The sequence below is a fragment of the Paraburkholderia sp. RL17-381-BIF-C genome (assembly GCF_046026435.1).
Taxonomy (GTDB): domain Bacteria; phylum Pseudomonadota; class Gammaproteobacteria; order Burkholderiales; family Burkholderiaceae; genus Paraburkholderia.
The window spans coordinates 1-293 of sequence record NZ_JARESX010000261.1 but is presented as its reverse complement, the minus strand read 5'-3'; the positions used below and the strand labels follow the sequence as shown (position 1 = coordinate 293).

Annotated in this window: 1 protein-coding gene; it reads right to left on the bottom strand. The window is 55.6% G+C overall.

Features of this window, described 5'->3' with window-relative positions:
- Positions 1-293, bottom strand: a 293-nt coding sequence (locus tag P0D70_RS36970; RefSeq protein WP_408188152.1) for an RHS repeat domain-containing protein, incomplete at both ends; no start/stop codon positions are given.

The following is a 293-nucleotide window of genomic DNA, read 5'->3' as shown; positions in this document are numbered from 1 at the left end:
TGTGACCGAGATCGCACGTCCACTGGAATCGTAGGTCCATGCTGCGATCCTCGAGCCTGATTCGTCCTTGATGCCAGTCAATGCATTTGGGAAGCGGACATCTTCGTACAGATACTGACGCACGTATCCAATAGGCGCAGTTACCGAAATGAGGTTACCTTTCGCATCGTACGCATAATGCGTGGCATTGCCGGAAGGAGGCACGACGCTCAAGATGCGGCCGCTACCGTCGTAGGTCAGACCAAGTGTCAGCCGCGAGGCGTTCTGTCCAATACGATCGACAGGCCACTGCG